Source organism: Limnoraphis robusta BA-68 BA1 (genome assembly GCF_034932365.1).
GTDB classification, from domain to species: domain Bacteria; phylum Cyanobacteriota; class Cyanobacteriia; order Cyanobacteriales; family Microcoleaceae; genus Capilliphycus; species Capilliphycus robustus.
The window spans coordinates 119,130-135,109 of record NZ_JAYGHR010000004.1 but is presented as its reverse complement, the minus strand read 5'-3'; the positions used below and the strand labels follow the sequence as shown (position 1 = coordinate 135,109).

Here is a 15,980-nt window from a genome sequence, read left to right as displayed (position 1 = left end):
ACCGTTGTCTGGGAAGTCCCAGAAGCTAAGTTACGAGTTGCTGTTTCATCGGGGTTTGGAGAACCGAACCCCAGAATCTTTTCGGCTGTGATTCCAGCTTAAGCAAAAACTCGGTTTTCCGACTGATTAGAGCGAGTGATTATTTTGACTAGAATAGCAAATTTTCGCTAAAAGTGTATCGCCTGCTGCACTTTTTATGACTATTTTGCGCTTGCGATCAAAGAGTACGGAACCCACCATCACCTGACGCTGTATGCGATCGCGGATATATGCTTCTGATTTTTGGTCTATGGTCGATGCGATCGATCCATAAACTTGCTCTACCCAGCTAAAATTTTGTAAGGCGGAACTCTGATCAAGGCTTTGCAGGAAGTTTAATGCCGCTTCGGCGGTTTCACAGTGGAAAATAGTCTGTAATTTTTCGGTTGGTAAGCCTAAGTTAGCACAGTGAGCGGTTAAGATTTCTAGGCGTCCATCGGCGAGATGATGATGGGTGTGAAAGATTCCCCCAGCTAACTTGATTAATTTTCCATGATAGCCAAATAATAGAATAGATTCGATTCCAGCGAGTCCGGCTGCGGCTAACATTGGCCCTAACCAATTAGCGGTTTTAATGGTTTGTTCGGGTGGAACTCCGAGTTGTTGGGCGAGATCTAAACCATTTTCTCCAATACAAAAAACGAGGGATTTATACTGAGTAGCAAGTTGTTCTAACTCCTGGCAATAGGCTTCTAATTGTCCCGGTGAACTGAGGGGCTGGGAGATGCCTGTTGTGCCTAATAGGGATAAGCCTTCTACAATTCCAAAGGCTTCGTTTGAGGTTCGTTTTGCCAGTTGACGACCAACGGGTAAGATGATGGTAATTTGTATTCTGTCTGTGGGTTTGAGTTGTCGTTCTAAGTTTTCTTTAAATAACCGTTTAGCATAGCTATAAATTGCGGCATTCCCACTGTTTTTATCATAACCAATTCCTTCACCTCCGATTAAAGTAATTTGTTCGTCGGTTGGTGAGATAATATTAGAGGATTCTGAGGGAGTTTTAACAGCATTTTCGATAAATTCAACCATCGCCCAAATCGGAGTATTGCGGGTTAAATCTAAATTATCTCCCGGATCAGAACGAGTGATGGCTAAGGCGGTATTAGGTTTGAGAGTTGCAACTTGTTCAATCGGAATTTCAACCGTTTGGGGCGGTTCAATTAAATCAAGTTCAACAGTATTTAGAGATTGATTGCTTTCATGTATATGTTTTAATGCGGCAAGAGCGGCAGCACAAGCAAACACAGGTAAAGTATATCCAGATCGCGGTTGAGAAGAGGTCATTAATTCAAGTTTGGTGTTCATTCATATTGTATATTTTAACAGTTTAAAGGAGAGATAAAAATATGACATCAAAAAACCCGGCCTCTTTGAGAAACCGGGGTTTTATTTATTCCGGGTATTAAACGATTGAGAATGCCGATTCAGAAAGCACCTCAACCCCCTCTAGAATGGCTAACGTTTCATCGCCAAAAGTGATTAAAGTATTGCCATTTTCGGACGTTAAACTGAGGTCAGTAAACGTTAAATTGGCTAAAGCAATGACATCAATTCCGACTTCAAAATCAACAATGGTATCAGTTCCTTCACCCACAGCTAAAACGAAGGTGTCTGTTCCTTCACCACCAGAGAAATCATCCCCTGTTAAGGTGTCATTTCCTAAACCACCGCTCATCAAATCATCGCCATCATCGCCCCAAATTAAATCATCACCATCCGAACCAAACAGTTGATCATTTCCGGATTTTCCACCAATTTGATCATTTCCTAAACCGCCAGAAATCGTATCATTTCCACCAATAGAAGCACCGGTCGAACGACTGTTTAAATCACCTCTAAGAATATCATCGCCGTCACCGCCATAAATCAAATCGTTACCGATAAGACCTGCAATAATATCATTTTCTGGAGAACCAATTAAAACATCATCCCCATCAGTCGGTTCAACACTTGAAAGGAGAGGAGAAATTAATTCTCGAACGTCTTGACTAATTGATTCCGGTGCATTCCAGTCCCCATTAAGCGGGGTAACGGTGATAAATCCTGATAGGAATTGTCCGCCTTCAGATAAGGGATCAATTTCCACATCTGAGGGTAATTCTGTCGGGAAAAATTGCAACCCTGCACCGCCTTCTGGAAGTTCGCCGAAGCGAATATCAAAAGGTGAAATATCATCGGATGCGGTGAATTTTACGCCTTGAATTTCTTCAACTCCTGCGGGGAAACGAACCGGAATATTGATATTTAAACCAATATCTTCGGGTAAAATAGTTGTATCTTCCCCTTGGGTTGCTTGCAGTTGGGCGATCAAATCTACAACGTAATCCGCCCCAATTTCATAGGCTTCGCTGGTCTTGGTTTCATCAACAAAATCAATCCCCGCACTAATTGCAATTGCAGGAACATCCCGCAATAAACCCGTTACGGCTGCACTCACCGTTCCCGAAGAAACTGCACCGCCAGGGCCGATATTTTCCCCTTCATTAATCCCTGAAATAACTAAATCAGGTTTTTCATCCAAAATGTAATCTAATCCCGCCCAAGTTGTGACTCGGGGACTGCCATCAACATACCATTGATTGGGTGCAAAATTAACAATTTCAGCAGGTTGGAAAATTTTGTCAACGTTAATTAATGTTCCGGTTCCGCTTTGTTGTTCTTTGGGTGCAACTAAGGTGACATTATGACCTGCTGCGGTTAAATTTTCATAGAGAACTGTTATTCCTTCTGCATCAAAACCGTCATCATTGGTAATCAGAATATCGAGAGGAGTTGCAGTTGCATCTTCCGGTGCATTTTCCAAGCGTTCAGACAAATTTTGACGCACCAATTCGCCAGCCGTCCAATCTCCATCAATGGGAGTAACGGTAATAAATCCCGAAAGAAACCGTTCGCCTTCTGACTGAGAATTAGTAATCTCATCAGGTGTAATTTTATCGGCAAAATCGACTTTAAACCCAACACCTCCGCCAAAATTTTCGGGAAGTTCACCGAAGCTAAAATCAATGGTTCCAACTTCATCTAACTGGGTAAAAGCCACTCCTTGAATTCCCTCAACGCCCTCGGCAAAATTTGCGGGAATATTCACATTTAATCCTGCACCTTCGGGAAGAAGATCGGGAGAAGAATTCTCAAGCTGTTTAACTAAATCAACGATAAATTCTGCCCCAATATTGTAAGCTTGATTTAATTCTGTTTCATCGGAACCCACACCCGCACTAACCGCAATGGCAGGAATTCCCCGTTGAATTGCAGCCGAAGCCGCACTGACTGTTCCCGAAGAAATCGCCACATTCGACCCAACGTTTTCTCCTTCGTTGATACCAGAAATGACTAAATCTGGTTCATTTTCAGCGAGAATATAATCTAAACCTGCCCAAGTTGTAACAGTGGGACTTGCATCAACATACCATTTATTGGGTTCAAAATTAACAACTTCTGTGGGTTGGAAAATTTGGTCAACGTTAATAAATGTTCCGGTTCCGCTTTGTTGTTCTTTCGGTGCAACTAACGTCACATTATATCCGGCTGCGGTGAGTTGATCATACAGAATATTAATCCCTTCTGCTTGATACCCATCATCATTAACGAGTAAAATATCTAAGGGTTTAGGAAGTTCAGGATTAACAACAAACTGGCTAACAATTTGAGGTTCGCGGCTGAGAATTGTCTCTGTATTGGCTAAGAGTTCATCTTCGCTGTAAGCTTCAATTCCGTAGGTTGTAACGGTTAATTGTTGGGTTTCAGGGTTAATATCAAACTGCGTCCAACCATAGGTATGTCCGACAAAATAATCCCCTTGGATTAATTCCGCATCAATTAATCCTTCTGCTTGGGGTAAATTATTATCCAAACCTAACGGATCAAACCCTAACGGGGTTAACAGTTGATTGTTTACTGCTTGCTTGACAAAATCATCTTTATCATTGATTTCATCATCCGTATCGGGTGCAATGGGAAGGGAATTGTAAAAGGCTTCTAACTCAGGATTTCCACCAACAAATAGATTGCCTAAGAATTCCCCGGTTGGTGCATCAAACGCTACTGCACCTGTGGTAATTTCAAAGACATTTGTGGGAATTTGTTCGCCAAAGGGAACTTCTTGATAGGTCACATTATTAACAAACGTTGTGTGAACGTCCGCCGCCACAAAAACAACATTATCAATGTCATTTTCGGTGATAAATTTTAAAATCTCAGTCCGTTCTTTTCCGTAGCCTTCAAACGCATCGGTATTGATACCCGGAAAAATATTTTGAATGGGTTCGGGAACCATGACAAACTTCCAGGTCATTCCCGCTTCATCTGCGGCGAGTAAATCCTGTTTTAAATCCGATAATTGTACCTCACCTAATAGTGTGATATCCTGAGTTAAAGTTTCTGCGAGAACCCGTGCGACTTCTTCAGGATTGGTAAAATCAGCAGGTGGTTCTATTGCTTCATCCCGAAAAGATCGCGTATCTAAAACCATCACCGCCGCATCATTTCCATAGGTGTTATAACGGTAAAGTTTGCGTTCTCCGTCGGTGCGTTCATCGCTACTTTGCGGGTAGAAATCATCACGCAGGGGGTTATATTCTTGAAAGGTTTGTAAGCCATTCTCGAACAGTTGGGTATCGTTAATTAAGCCTACAGTTTCAGGAAAACGTTCATCGGAACTCGCCGGCGCACCTCCCGCAAAATCATTCGTAACTTCGTGATCATCAATAGTTGCTAAAATTGGGGTAGCCGCGCGTAAATCAGCCCAAGTATTCAACCCAAAACGTTCAGAATAAACCTCATTATGTTTAGCGCGATATTCGTCTAAGGTTTCAACTTGTTCTTTGCGACTTCCATCAGGGTTCAACACGGCGGGAGAACCAATATCTGCGTAAATTGTATCCCCATGTTCAACGAAGAAATCTAAGTCTTGTTCGGCGACATTATTAATAGCGGGATAAGGTGCTAATTCGCCTCGCCAATCTCCTGAAACCCCAAAGTTTAAACCTGCATAAACTCCCGCTTCTGCTGAGGTTGGAAAATCGCCTTCTAGGGTTTCTCCAACGCTATTTGTAACGCGATAATAGTATTGAGTTCCTGGCGTTAAGTCTGTCAGTTCTACTTTAACCGGAATTGTGGAATCAGTGACGGTTGTTGTTAAAGTTCCAGCGATCGCATTAAAATTTGGATCGGTTGAATACTCAAAGGTAACATCTCCTGAAATTGCACTTCTTGTCCATAAAACCGCAGAATTCTGCGTTACATCCCCACTTGCAACGCCGTTGGGAAAAGAAGAATTATAAGTTGTAGTCATTTTTGAATTAACGTCCTTTAAACTAGAAAAAATCGCCGCAAAAGTTTTGACCTCTCCCCCTAGCCCCCTCTCCTAGAAGGCGAGGGGGAATTAGTTATTAATTGGGAGAATTAATTAAGGCGAGGGTTTGACCTCTCCCTCTAACCCCCTCTCCAATCCCCCCTGCTGCCCTTAATCCCCCCTTAAAAAGGGAGGGTTTGACCTCTCCCCCTAGCCCCCTCTCCTAGAAAGCGAGGGGGAATTAATTGTTAATGGGGAGAATTAATTAAACGGAAGTGAATGAATCTTGGGTGAAACTGCTAACGTCAACACCTCCAACCCGGGCTAAAACTTCATCGCCAAATGTGATTAAAGTATTGCCATTTTCGGAGGTTAAATTAAGGTCAGTAAACGTTAAATTGGCTAAAGCAATGACATCTATTCCCAGTTCAAAATCAACAATGGTATCGGTTCCTTCACCCACAGCTAAAATGAATGTATCGGAACCTTGACCACCAGAGAAATCATCCCCTGTTAAGGTGTCATTTCCTAGACCTCCACGAATGATATCATCGCCATCATCGCCCCAAATTAAATCATCTCCTTCATCACCAAATAGCAGATCATTTCCGCCTTTTCCGCCAATTTGATCGTTACCCAAACCGCCAGAAATGGTATCATTTCCACCAATAGAACCACCGGGAGAACGACTGTTTAAATCCCCTCGCAGAATATCATCACCGTCACCTCCGTTAATGACATCATTACCGAGAAGACCTGCAATAATATCACTATTCGCTGAACCTGCTAAAATATCGTCTCCATCAGTGGGTTCAACCGTAGTAGAAGGAACTCCTAAACGCGGATCAAGATTAAGCGGTTCATCAAGTTCGAGTTGGATGATTTCATTGTTGTCAATATCTGGCCCACGACCCACAGAAAAGGGATAGTTATTGTCGTTAGCAACCAGAATTGTTTTCTCATCAAGAACTAACACATCTTCAATGGTGACAAACGGGAAACTAAAGGTCGTTTCACCATCACCATTGAGGTCATCTGGGTCAGCAATATTCAACAGATCAACGAGTTCTTCTTTTTCAACAAAGCCGTTGTCATCGACTTGAGAAATATCTATCTTGAAGATCTTCTTGAATGCTGCGGCTTCTCCTTGATTATTATCCCGTTCAATCACGAGAAACTCAGTTTCATTAATGGGGGTAAAATCACCAATCGCATGACCCGGAACATCGGTAGGATAGAAACCCACTAAACCCGTATAAGATGAAGATTCAACATCGAATTCATAGATGCGTAAAGCGTTCTCTGGATCGCCTGTTACAGAGCCTTCTAACAGAGGATATAATGTGGTTAAATCAGGACTATACGCCATCCCTTCAAAGCCGCGAGAGGTGCTTAAATTGGGCAGTTCAATCTCTTGATCCACCACAATTCGTCCGACAACGGGGTTGTCAATAAAGAACCCATCCACACCAATTTCAGTTAGTTGACGAACTTCATCTTCTAAGGTTTGAGGAGTACCATCTGGGTTCAACGTTAAGAAGTTTTCTTCAATTCGCAAGGTGTAGGGATGAACCTGCATTCCCGCATCATGCGCCCAGTCTACTAACGGGAGAATTTCTCCAGTTAATTGAGAGGTAATTTGTGCATTTCCATCACCATTTCCATCAACAGGTTCAGCAATACTTTCGCGCAAAATGAAGCTATTTTTCCAGGGTCCCAAACCTTCCGCGTAAGCCGAACCAATGTAGTCAATTACTTCGGGATTAGCTAACTTTCCGTAGTCGGTTTCTGCGGAAAATTCTATGGGGAAATCGGCATAAACTTCGGGAGTCGCATTAACGTTTCCTTCGCCAAAGTTGTAGACAACATCGTAGGGGAAAGAGAAGCTTCCTTCGGATAAGGTAAAGTCACCTAAAAGCTGAACTAAGGGAATATCAATTCCCGCTTCCGGTAAAAATTCGGTTTGGAGTTCGAGTAGGTTTTCAATCTCAAAAGATTGAATAAAAATCCGACTCGGATCGGTAAATTCGTTCTCAACTAACGTGTCTACCAGAATTTCAGAGGTATCAATATTGATGGGAGTTCCATCTAAGAACGTTCCCTCTTTTTCAAAGAACGTTGGGTGTTTTGTTTCGGGATAAATGCCAATCGTTTTCCCGGTTTCGGCTTCAACTTGTTTTACCAAGTCGATCACTTCTGACAGCGTGGGAACTTCAAATTGATCGTTAAATTCGGTATTCTCAGGACGAACACCTGGAATGCGTTCTCGTGCTTTTAATTGCTTAATTTCGGCTAACGTAAAGTCTTCGGAGAACCAACCGCCATAGAGATCTCCATCAATTTCTTTAACCGTTAAACGATCAGCAAACTGTTCTAATTCGGCAACATTTGTTGTTTCTGAAGTAATAATGGGATTGCCATTTTCATCGAGAACAATGTTACCATTTTCATCGAGTTGAACCGTTGCTAAAGCATTCTCGTGACGGGCAATTAACACGCCGTCTTTCGTCGGAACTAAATCCGGTTCAATAAAATCTGCGCCTTGTGCGATCGCCCGTTTGTAGGCTTCTAAAGTGTGTTCGGGACGATCTCCACTCGCGCCTCGGTGGGCGATAACTAAAGGTGCTTCACCCGATAAACTATTAAATTGTAAATCAGCATTTTGCGGCGCCCGCACATTTTCCCCAACAATTTGATCGCGAACTTGATCACCTGTTAATGGGAAATCTGTAAAGAAACCATCGGCACCTAATTGAATGAATTGTTCGTATTCAACCTCGGGATTTCCGTTATAATCAGAGGCTAAAAAGACGCTTTCATTGCGTAAAGTATAGGGATGAACTAACAAACCCGCATCATGGGCTTCATCAATTAAAGAAGTGGCTTCACCGAGTACGCGATCGGCATCGGTAATTTGTCCATCTCCATCGAGATCATCGGGTTCACCATTGGCGTCATTATCAACAGTTACCGCCGGAATAATGCGCCGTTTAGAAGGTCCAATTCCATCAGCATAAGTGGCAATTTCCGCCAAACCTTCGGGGGTAATTAAATCAGAATAAGTGCGCCCGTCGCCATTTTCAATGAAGTCATAGGGCGCACCACCGCCACCAATTAACTGGACTAAGGGAATATCAACTCCCGCTTCTGGCATAATGGTATTGTGCAGGTCTTGAAGATTACCGACTTCAAAAGACTGAATAAAAATCCGGTTTGGATCGGTAAATTCGTTCTCAACTAATGTGTTGATTAACGGTTCTTCGAGGGAAAGATCAATACTGTCGAAATAAGTCGGATGTTTGGTTTCAGGATAAATGCCAATTTGCTTCCCGGTTTCGGCTTCAACTTGTTTAACTAAGTCGATCACTTCCGCCAATGTGGGAACTTTTAACCCATCATTATCAAAGTCAGTTCCGCGTAGTTCAGGAATGCGTTCTTTAGCGTTGAGGGTTTTGAGTTCTTCGAGGGTAAAATCTTCAGTAAACCAACCGCTAATTTCCTGACCATCGATGATTTTAGTGGCAAAACGATCGGCAAATTCTGGACGTTCGGAAACATCAGTTGTACCGGAAATTTCGTTTTCGTGACGCGCAACTAATACACCATCTTTAGTTGAAACTAAGTCCGGTTCGATAAAATCAGCACCCTGTTCAATGGCTAATTTATAAGCTTCTAATGTGTGTTCAGGACGCTCTCCACTGGCACCCCGATGTCCGATAACGATGGGTTCTTGTCCGTTTAAGGTGTTGAGGGTGGGAATATTGGGAGTCGCAATGGGTGCTTGTTGGAGTTCTCCATCTAAGTTAAATTCTAACAGATAGGGGCCGAATTCATCGCCTATCCAAATGCTATCTCCTTCGACAACAATGGACTCAATATCAAAGTCTGTTCCGGTTAAGAAACGGTCTTCTGTTCCTGCGTTGATAATTTCAAAGGGAACTAAATTGTTAGGGTCAGATAGTTGTACAAAACCCTGAACCTCTACACTCGCATCGCCGTTTTCTGTTCCCACAAAATTCGGATCAACTTGATAGAGACGCAGTAAATAATCGGAACTATTTGCTATATTCCCAAAACCGTTATCTGAGAGAAACCAGAAGGTATTTCCGTCGCTTCCTGGGGCAAATTGTACCCCACTAAATCCTTGAACGGGTTGCCCATCAAAAGGGCCTGTTCTGCCATTTCCAGAAACAGGTTCACCGTTGCCATTATTTCCACCCGCAGGCGGCCCTTCTGCAAAGGTATCAGCCGGAAGTGATGCAAAACCAACGAGTTTGATGTTTTCCATAATTTTGGGTAGATGAATCGCGTCGTATGAATTGAGTAAAGGCGTTAACGAAACAGATACCTACAAGGAAGAACATGAGAAACAAATATCTCTGCTTCTTCGTATAAATATCATCCGATATTTTCGACTGAGATCCGTTTTAAGGTTGTTGGTCATTGCACCCAGACTTATCAATTTTTTTTTACTTTAATCATTGAAACGGACACTTTTTACAGTCTCTTTTCTGTTGAACATGATCGCAGTAAAAAAACTAGCCTGTAATTTGATTGAGAACAAATATTTTGATCAGACTCAAAGCCTTAAGGTACCATTTGAAGTTTAAGATAGAATTATGAAACCATTAAATTGGGTTAAAGTTTTTGAAAAAAAACTGATGAATTTACTCTCCTCAAAAAAACTAAAATTAATGATTTTTATCTTGAATTTATTTGGAGAAGCATGATATAATCTAAATCTGATTTGATTTATAAAATTAAACAGCTCAAATCCCCCGCTTCTAGACGAAACCGGGAAAATTGAGTATACGAATTATGAGTTAATACAGTTAGACAAAGGATTGCACAAGTTTAAGTTTTGGATGAGTCAGAGCGAAAAATTAATGAATTAGATCATTAACTTAACTATCTGACCCATCCGACAAACTACGAACTAACAATCCTCGGCTAAACTAAAACCCATTAAATCTGAGCAAATGTTGCAGCCGAATTCTCAATCAAACCCACTGCTTCAACGCCGTTTAAAATCGCGAGCCTTTCATCTCCGACAGAAATTAAAGCGTTACTGCCCGAAGCCGTTATTGACAACTGTTCAAAAGTCAAACCTGCGGTTAAAGCCAACTTATCTATTCCTAACTCGAAGTCCGTAATGGTGTCTGTTCCTTCTCCCAAAGCCAAAACAAACGTATCAGCGCCTTGACCTCCAGAGAAATCATCGCCTGTTAGGGTATCATTCCCGAAGCCGCCATGCAAGAGGTCATCACCATCATCGCCCCAAATTTGATCATCGCCATCATCGCCGTAAAGTTTGTCATTACCGCCTTTACCGCCAATCCGGTCGTCACCTGCACCGCCATAGATCATGTCATCGCCGCCTTCTGAACCACCCGGAGAACGTTCGTTCTCGTCACCGCGTAGAACATCGTTACCGTAGCCGCCGTATATTAAATCATCTCCACCCAAACCTGCAACCGTATCATTATCACCCAGAGCGATGATCAAGTCATTGCCAGCTTCACCCACGAAGGTCTCAGCATTTTGAGAACCGTTGATGTAATTATCGGTTCCTGTGACCGCAGCAGCCATCGTCTGGAAGATGTGAGTCTGATCAACGTGATTAGGCAAACCAGGAATCTCGAAGCCATAACTGTTGTAGCCTTCACCCACCAAACTATCAAGTACCTCAGAACCCTCGCCTTGATAATAAACAGGTACGGGACGGTTCGTGTGACTACCCCAGCCATACTTAACCTCTGGGTCAGAACCCCAATATTGACCGGATTCCTCTGGAGTATGCAACTCATAGGTTAAAGCTTCAGCACCTTCAGTTGCCAACAGTTCAGGGAAATCGGGGCTTAAGGTAAGATAATGGTCGTGGTCAGCAGTGACAACCAGCAGGTTCTCTTCCCATCCCCCATTCTCCTCAATCCAATCCATGACACTCTGAACTGATTTATCAAAGTCCAGCATTGTACCGATCAAATTATCCATGTTGTCATCATGGGCAGACCAGTCAATATCTCCCGCTTCAACCATTAACCAGAAACCATCTTTGTCTTTGCCTAGAACCTCTAAAGCGGCTTCCGTTAAATCTTGTAGCGTGGGGTTTTCGTTGATTTCCCGAGCAATAAAGGATTCATCGGTTTCTCCAGGGAGAAGGGGGCGCTCGGTGTCTGGGTTGGGAACACCAGGGGTAATATTGTTAGGACTACCAGCCTGGGCTGAACTAAACAGGGAGAACATATCCAACCCGGTTGTGCTGTAGTCACCATCAGCCGAACTAACGGGTAAGTTACCATTTTGTCCTCGGGCGCCGTACAGACCCAGTAACCGTTCTCCCTGGTTGGGATCAATTTCTGCGGCAGTCTCCGCTAAAACGGCTGCGGCATCCTCTCCACGCTCTAAGAACGTGTAGCCGTAAACGTTATCTGTGGGGTTTTCACTCAGTTCTTTGTAAGTTGACTCCAAGATAAAGGTATTGTCCGAAGGTGGTTCAACTTCTCCAGGGAGAGGATCTTCTGGGGTGGAGAGGGGATGACCACCGCCTAAAAGTACAGTGGGTTTGTAAATGCGGAGTTCTTGCTGAAGGATGCTATCAAGCGTGGGGAACTCGCTGTCATATTTATTACGACGGTTGACGTTAGCCGCCGCCGCACCTGGGGTCGCGTGATCAATGGGAACAGAAGCAACTAAACCTGTAGATTTGTCTGAATCAGCAGCAATTTGCAGAATCGATTCTAAGGGTTCCTCGTAGATATCAACGCCAATCGCGCTATTGTAGCTTTTAACTCCGGTATAAATTGTAGTTGCGGTGTTGGCAGAGTCAGGATAGCTGTACTTAATATATTCAGGATCGTTACCGGGAGTCCAAGGGTTAATTCCGCCCCGCTCAGGATCATAACCGACTAAGTTACCAATGGCTGTAGTACCGGGGTTTACAGCGCCGCCACTCGCATCAATTCCTGGATTGAAATCTGGCTCAAATACGAAGTCAGGGCGAAGGGGGTTTGTTCCTGTTAGGTTGGAACCTGAACCATAAAGAGCGCTATTACTTGTGTTGAAAACTCGATTAGCCGGAACGGGTTCTTCGCTACCCGGGGCAATCGTTGTCCCGTAAGTCGTAACAAATGAGTAGCCATCGAGTTCTTGAAAGCTTAAACCTTCTCCGACTCCAGAAGTGTAAGATTCTCCGGTCTTCGCAATCGCGCCAGCACGGGCCATTTCCCAACCCATACCGTCGCCGATCATAATAATAACGTTCTTAGCCATGTTAGAAATATTCTCCTCTCTATTAACTCGAACAACAAGATTTTTTGTAGAAAACTTGTGGTTCTCTATTAGGATTTCACGCCAAGATTAAGTAAAGTTTATTGATTGTTTAAACTTGTTTTTTTGATATGAAAGCATCAAAAACTAATGTGTTTAAGTCAATTAAACACAGTTAAAAGCCTATCAATAAAAATTGATATTTTAAATTCCAGAAGATTTAGTTTTTAGCTTTGATCTATTTCCTCATCGATTCAAAACAGAAAGAAAGCACTTGCGCCCTGATTTTATCCTGTTATTCAAGAATCTCTAGACGCAAATGCTGAAGCTAGATAAGCGTTTTAGAAGTTTGTAGGATGCGTCATATCATGTCCGGTTGAACAGTTATAAATAAACGACAGAGGAGTCAGGAGTCAGGAGTCAGGAGTCAGGAGGAAATCAAGAAGAAGAAAGAGAGGAGTCAGGAGTCAGGAGTCAGGAGTCAGGAGGAAATCAAGAAAATGAAATAATTAACTGAACTGTCTGACCACTCCTATAAACAAAGGCTAAACCAAACTAAAATCAGCAGAAGTTAAACTTTCAACGTCTACTTTTTGCAGAATAGCTAACGTTTCATCGCCGAAATTAATCAAGGTATTTTGTGCTTGAGTTTCTAACGATAACTGGTCAAAACTTAAGCCTTGAGTTAAACCAATGACATCAATACCAACTTCAAAATCAGTAATAGTATCGGTTCCTTCTCCAACGGCTAAAACAAAGGTATCAGAACCCGCACCACCCGAGAAGTTATCCCCCGTTAGGGTATCATTCCCGAAGCCTCCACGCAAGAGGTCATCGCCATCATCCCCCCAGATGTTATCATTATCGGCGCCGCCAAACAGTTGGTCGTTACCGCCTTTACCACCAATGCGGTCATTTCCCAAACCGCCAAAAATGGTATCATTTCCGCCATCGGAACCGCCGGTCGAACGAGTATTTGCGTCACCCCGCAGGACATCATCCCCAAAACTTCCGTAAATTTGGTCATCTCCCAGTCCACCCGCAACGGTATCATTTCCGTCACCCGCGTTAAAGAGGTCATTTTCTGCGGTTCCTAACAGAGTTTCTGCTTCTAAAGTTCCGCCAATTAAACTAGAGTTGGGGTGGCGGGGGTCGAAACTATTGGTATCAATAATTAAAGGTTCGGGGAACGCATTCGCCACACTTTCCCAGGGAACAAACTTAAAGTTGGTACTATTATTTTCTAGTTCTTCTTCATCTTGAACAACTGATTGGGGGTCGTTGGCGCCATCGTGAACGACAAATAATCCATTGGGAAAAGCCTCACCCAACGCAACATTTGTTAAATCAAAACCATCGGTTTCATTAATTTGATCGATGTCACCATTTCCCGCAATAATAAACTGACCGAGGAATTCGTTATTTCCCGAACGTTCAAACAAACCGTAACTGGAATCGCCCTGACTCGAAGCAATTAAATAACCATTCCCGTTGTCGCCGTAGTAGAGAATTAAGCCTTCTAAATCGGGTACGAGAATGTCATCTTCGACGCTATAAATTACCTCAAAATTATCCCCTGCATCGGGTTCGGCTTGGAACTTGAGAATTCCAACTTCATTTTCCATCGCCAGATAAACAAAACCCAATTCTTGATCGACAACAATCGCCTCGGATTGAGAGTCGCTTGGGTCGCCTGTGGGTGTGGGTAATTCAATTGTTCGGACGAGATTAGCATCGACTTTACCCGAACCGTTATCAACTAATTCTAACTGGGCAAATTGATTGCTGTCAGCTTGTGTTACAAAGGCGTAAGATTTGTCAGAAACAGGACTTTTATAAGTTGCTAAACCATAGGCGGTTTGTTCACCATCATCAACCCCAAAAATGGTTTCGAGAATATTATCCGCAGTTACATCAATTAACTGTAAAGTTTCGGGATCAATTTTCCAGATGGCTAGGGTATCGTTTTCGCGATCGCTGGCGACGGCTAAATCAACGGTTTCTTCGCCGAGTTCAAAATCATAAATCAGGTCAACATTGTTATAGCGAATTTCGCCAAAAGGTGCGGGTAAAATTTCTTCAACTATTTCCCCGTTTAAATCTAAGGTCGCCAAACCGCCATCTTTTAAGGTGACAATAACTAGGCTTTGTTCGGGATTTTCGGGATTAATCCAAATCGCCGGATCGTCAGAATCTCCGGTTAAAGCAGCTTCTGAATTGCCTTCTTCATCGACAGTGTAAGGCGTTTCTAGAACAGGTTGGGCGGCGGGTAAACTGTCAAAATCTACGGCTAAACCGATAAACTGGGTAACTTGAGTATCGTTAAAATTGTTATCGCTAACCACAATTAAACTTTGGCGTCCGTCGGGAAGTTTGGGGCCGAATGCCATGCCTTCAATGTTATCGGGAGTTATGCCAAAATCGGCTTCAAAATCAATCAGTAATTCTTTGGTAACTGCGGGGTCAATTTCAAGGGGAACTCCAACTTCATCCCAAAATAAATCCTCAACACTGCTAACATCTAACGCCCCTTGAGTTTTGACTTCGTACAAGCGAATATTGTTGCCTTTTCCAACTGCAAAAGATCGTTCAAGGGCGAGAAGCGAACCGTTATTATCAATGGCAAGTAGTTCAACTAAACCATTATCTGCAAAAGCATCGGCTGGTTCAGGAATTTCTGGAATTGCATCAACTTCATAGACAAATTCTTGAACGGGTTGACCTGTTTCGAGGTCATATTTAATAATCCGAGACAAACTTTCGGTGTCAATATCTGCGGCTGGACTATCTTGAAATAAAGCGTTTTCTGTGGCAGTGTAAAGGTAGCGATTGTTTGGGGAAAGGGTTAAACTTTCAAAGGCTAAGTTGTTTCTAATTCCGCTTGTTTGGTCAGAGGTGGGGAGAAATTTTTCGGGGACGGGGAGTGTATCTAAAAGTTCGCCGTCGAGGGAAAATTCGTTAACAAACGGGTTAATGAGTCGGTTGGCGTCGCCTTCGGAAGAAATAAATAAGCTGTTGTTTTCGGTGAGGGTAATTCCTTCAGGGTCTAAACTAAATTCGGGGAAGGGTTCGCCGTTTTCATTGAGTAGGGTTGTAACGTCTTGAAAGCTGATATCGCCTTCGTCTAAACTGCCATCATTTAAGTTGATTTCCAGCGTATAAAATCGGGCGGGATTCCTTTGGGAACGGTCATCAGAAATACTGTAATATACTTGACTTTCTGCGTCGTAAACAATACCCGAAAGTCCGCCAACTTCTGTATCTTCAAAAGTTAACCCAGTGGGAAAGGTAACTTCGCCCAAAAATTCGACAGAGGAAACCGTGTTGCGGCTTAATGTTGTTTGGTTGGATAGCATAAAGAAACCCTAGTAGATAGTTT

The 15,980-nt window shown here is 43.0% G+C and carries 5 protein-coding genes; all 5 read right to left on the bottom strand.

Annotation, left to right across the window (positions count from 1 at the left end; genetic code table 11):
* Positions 1-126: 126 nt before the first annotated feature.
* The 5 genes from cbiD to VB836_RS03610 all read right to left on the bottom strand — a co-directional run bounded on the left by cbiD (position 127) and on the right by VB836_RS03610 (position 15,957).
* Complete coding sequence (gene cbiD, locus VB836_RS03630; protein WP_323218044.1) at positions 127-1,323, bottom strand: cobalt-precorrin-5B (C(1))-methyltransferase CbiD; 1,197 nt, start codon at positions 1,321-1,323, stop codon at positions 127-129.
* A 118-nt stretch (positions 1,324-1,441) separates the two neighbouring features.
* A complete protein-coding gene (gene surE, locus VB836_RS03625) occupies positions 1,442-5,332 on the bottom strand; it encodes a 5'/3'-nucleotidase SurE (protein ID WP_323218043.1) in 3,891 nt (1,296 codons plus the stop codon).
* Positions 5,333-5,597: 265 nt separating this feature from the next.
* Entirely contained in the window at positions 5,598-9,620 is a 4,023-nt protein-coding gene (locus VB836_RS03620; RefSeq protein WP_323218042.1) for a glycerophosphodiester phosphodiesterase family protein, read from the bottom strand.
* 677 nt (positions 9,621-10,297) lie between these two features.
* Positions 10,298-12,604, bottom strand: a complete 2,307-nt coding sequence (locus VB836_RS03615; RefSeq protein WP_323218041.1) for an alkaline phosphatase — start codon at positions 12,602-12,604, stop codon at positions 10,298-10,300.
* A gap of 542 nt (positions 12,605-13,146) precedes the next feature.
* Positions 13,147-15,957, bottom strand: a complete 2,811-nt coding sequence (locus VB836_RS03610; protein WP_323218040.1) for a phytase — start codon at positions 15,955-15,957, stop codon at positions 13,147-13,149.
* Positions 15,958-15,980: the final 23 nt, after the last annotated feature.